We start from the raw sequence: 3562 nt of genomic DNA on the forward strand, positions 1-3562 counted from the left end.
CACCCGCACCCGACACACAACCCCCGACAGTCAGCCCCGCCCCACCACAACCCACTTCGACGGCAACTCGATCCGCGTACCGTCCGCCGAGTACTCCGTAGTCACGAGCGGCAACTCCCCACTGGCCAGCACGGCGAGCCCCGCGGCCCGCAGATACTCGGGCACAGCGGCATCAGCCACCTCCCCCGGCGCGATCCCATGCCGGAACACGGGCGCAAGCTTGGCCGGAGGCCCGCCCGGGCCCTGGGCAAGACCCCGCAGGATCACCCCCGCCGCCTCCGCGAGCTCGACGAGAAAGGCACGCCCCCGGTCACCCACAAGCGTGGCAAGCCCATCCACCAGCGCCTGCCGGTCGTCCCGCTCGCACTGATGCAGAACACCCCGCATATACACGTTCGCGTCACCGAGCTCCGCGTGCAGCGTCTCCGCCTCGACCTTCTCGGCCGCGTCGAACAGCCGGTAGGAGGCCTGCCCCGCCGGGTCCGCGAGCCGGGCGTGGTCGAGGGCGGCAGCCGAGAGGTCGGCACCGATGACCCGCGGATACCGGTCGGCGAGGAACCGGGTCTGGGTCCCGTTGCCGCACCCGAGGTCCACGAGAGGCAGGCCGGGAGCCGCCAGGTGCGGTTCGAACAGCGCGAGGTGGACCCCGGCCGTGACCGCGGGCTCGGCGTCCCAGAAGACGGCCCCCTGCTCGCCGGGGGCCTCACTCCAGAAGCCCTCCCAGGCCTCTCTGTACCGAGTCGTCACACTCATGCCAGCTCCCCAGGACGCGACGGCGGACCGCCGAAAAGTGACGGGCAGTCCGGTTTATCGCGCCCGGCGCGAAGCGACAAGCAGGCGGCGCACACCTTCACCGCTCATTCGACAGCCGCACGCCGATGTGCGCCCCTCGTGCCCCTCGCTCCCCAGGAAACGGGCGGCGCGGCACGGCCGACAGAGACTAGCGACGCGGCAAGGTCAACTCGAACCACACGGTCTTGCCGGAGCTCGTCCGGCTCGTCCCCCACTCCCGCGCCAGCGTGCTGACGACACGCATCCCGCGCCCGAACTCGTCGAGCGGGCGCGCGCTGAGCAGCGTCGGCAGGGTGTGGTCGTCGTCGTCCACCTCGCACAGCAGCGTCTCGCCCCGGACGAGCCGCAGCTCGATCGGCCGGCTGTGCGAGTGCCGTACGGCGTTGGTGACGAGCTCACTGACCATCAACTCTGCCGAGTCGACAAGGGAGTTGAGCCCCCACACGTGAAGCTGTTCGCGGATCACGGCTCGCGCCCTGCCGACTTCCTTCCGGTCGTGGCCGATCCGCCACCGGGCGACGTCCTCGGGTTCGATGCCGTTGAGCCGGGCCATCAGGAGCGCCACGTCGTCCTTGCGCCCGCCGCGCGTGTTGAGGGCGCGGATGATGGTGTCGCAGGCGTCGTCCATGGAGGCGGCCGGGTGCGCGGCGGACTCGCAGAGCGTGGCGAGTCCGACACCGATGTCCTCGCCGCGGACCTCGACCAGGCCGTCGGTGCACATCACGAGCCGGTCGCCGGGTGCCACCCGGACCCCTACGGACTCGAAGGGCACTCCGCCGACGCCGATGGGCGCGCCCGTGGGCAGGTCGAGCAGATCGCTGTGGCCGTCCTCGGCTCGGACCAGCACCGGTGGGATATGACCCGCGTTGGCTATCTGCAACTCGCTCTTGATGGGGTCGTACACCGCGTACAGGCAGGTGGCGAGATAGTGCTCGCCGAGGCGCTGCGCCAAGTCGTCGAGGTTGCGCAGGAGTTGGGCGGGCGGCAGGTCGAGGGCGGCCATGGTCTGCACGGCGGTGCGCAACTGGCCCATCATCGCGGCCGAGTTGAGCCCGTGCCCCATGACGTCACCGACGACGAGCGCGGTCCGTGACCCGGGCAGCTTGACCGAGTCGAACCAGTCGCCGCCGACCCGCCCCAGCAACGTGCCCGGCAGATAGCGGGTCGCGATGTCGCAGCCCGCCATGCGCGGCGCGATGTGCGGCAGCATGCTGTCCTGGAGGGTCTCGGCGACGCTCTCCTGGTACGTGTACATCCGGGCGTTGTCGAGTACGAGCCCGGCGCGGGCGGCGAGTTCGGCGCCGGTGACGCGGTCCATGTCGTTGAACTCGACGCGCTCCGGGTGCCGCAGCAGGATCATGAAGCCGAGGACCACGTTGCGGGCCTTGAGGGGCACGACCAGCATGGAACGGCCCGTGATCAGGGGCCGGATGTCGCGCTTCTCGAACTGCGCGGCGATCATGTGCCCCATCTGCTCGCTGATGCGGGGCACGAGGACGGGGTCGCCGGTGGTCATGCACTGGAAGAACGGGGTGTGGGCCGGGAACGGCATGGCCTCGCCGACCGGCACGACGTCGTCCCAGCGGCCCGGTTCGTCCGTGTGCTCCAGGGCGACCCGGTGCCACATGGTGGTCGTGTCGGGCACGCCCTCGGGGAAGCCCTCACCTGCGACGACCTGTTCGCGGAGATAGGTGCCGGCCACGTCGGTGAAGCGCGGGACGACGGCCCGGCTGACCTCGACGATGGTGCGGGACAGGTCGAGCGAGGTGCCGATCCGTCCGCTGACCTCGTTCAGGAATTCCAGGCGCTCACGGACGGCGGCGTATTCGAGGTCCTCGCCCTCGTCCTCCACACCCTGCGGCAGGGGAGCGCCGGATGCGACGGCCGCGGCGGCCCGCTCCTGGCGTGCCTTGCGCTCGGCGCGCCGGGGCACGCCCCAGTCGGGAGTGACGGGCACGCGGTCGTTCTGGCTGAACTCCAGGACGGGATAACCCAGTTCGAGGACCTGGGCGACGATGCGGGCGCTCTCTCCGACGCTCATGCTGGGGAGGATCTCGGGCAGCCTGCGGGCCAGTTCCTCGGCGCCCTGGAAGTCGGTGTGCAGCGCGAACCCGGGTGCGATGCGCTCCATGGTCAGCCCCGCGCCGGTGTCCTCGTGGCGCAGTCCGGCCGCGTCGGCGGCTAGCACCAGCAGCCGCTCCGGGCCCGGCCCGACCAGCGGATACGCCCACCACAGCACATCGATCCGGTCGCGATCACCGTCGGACGCCGACAACCGCGCGCGCCCGGCCGCCGGATAGGACAGCCGTCCGTCGAGGGACGACTCCAGGTCGGGCCCGAGGCCGTCGTACGGTGAATACGCCCCGTAGGGAGCGACCTCGTCGTCATCGGGCAGGGCACCGGACACGGGCAGCAGATCGACGGCGGGCCGTCCGACCGCCTCGTCCTTGGCGGCGCCGAACAGCCGCCGGGCGCCCCGGCTCCAGTGCGAGACCAGACCTTCGCGGTCGACGACCACCACGGCCAGCGGAATCCGGCCCGCCGCGACCCCGTTCCCGCCCGCACGGCCGTGAGCTGTGCCCCTCTCGGTGCCACGGTCCATGGCCCAGGCCCTCTCTCCCCACGGTCCGCAAGATCTGTACCGTCACAACCACGGTACGTCCGCGCCTGGTTGCCATGTGTGGCATTGAGCTAAATAACTCCGGCGCACACCGAGCCCCTTCAGGGGCGCCCTTCAGGGGCGCGGGGAACTGCGCGCCCAGCCCCCACT

2 protein-coding genes are annotated in these 3562 nt (G+C 71.2%); both read right to left on the reverse strand.

From position 1 onward, the window contains the following. Positions 1-30: 30 nt before the first annotated feature. Complete coding sequence (locus AOK17_RS34545; protein ID WP_055616535.1) at positions 31-753, reverse strand: class I SAM-dependent methyltransferase; 723 nt, start codon at positions 751-753, stop codon at positions 31-33. A gap of 187 nt (positions 754-940) precedes the next feature. Then, positions 941-3394, reverse strand: coding sequence for an ATP-binding SpoIIE family protein phosphatase (locus tag AOK17_RS34550; RefSeq protein WP_055616536.1), 2454 nt, complete (start codon positions 3392-3394; stop codon positions 941-943). Positions 3395-3562 lie beyond the last annotated feature (168 nt).

It is taken from the genome of Streptomyces phaeochromogenes, assembly GCF_001418655.1.
In the GTDB taxonomy this organism is placed as follows: Bacteria; Actinomycetota; Actinomycetes; order Streptomycetales; family Streptomycetaceae; genus Streptomyces; species Streptomyces phaeochromogenes.

Excerpts from the sequence above, each read along its gene's own strand:
- AOK17_RS34545 (WP_055616535.1), bottom strand. The coding sequence starts at position 753 with ATGAGTGTGACGACTCGGTACAGAGAGGCCTGGGAGGGCTTCTGGAGT.
- AOK17_RS34550 (WP_055616536.1), bottom strand. The coding sequence starts at position 3,394 with ATGGACCGTGGCACCGAGAGGGGCACAGCTCACGGCCGTGCGGGCGGG.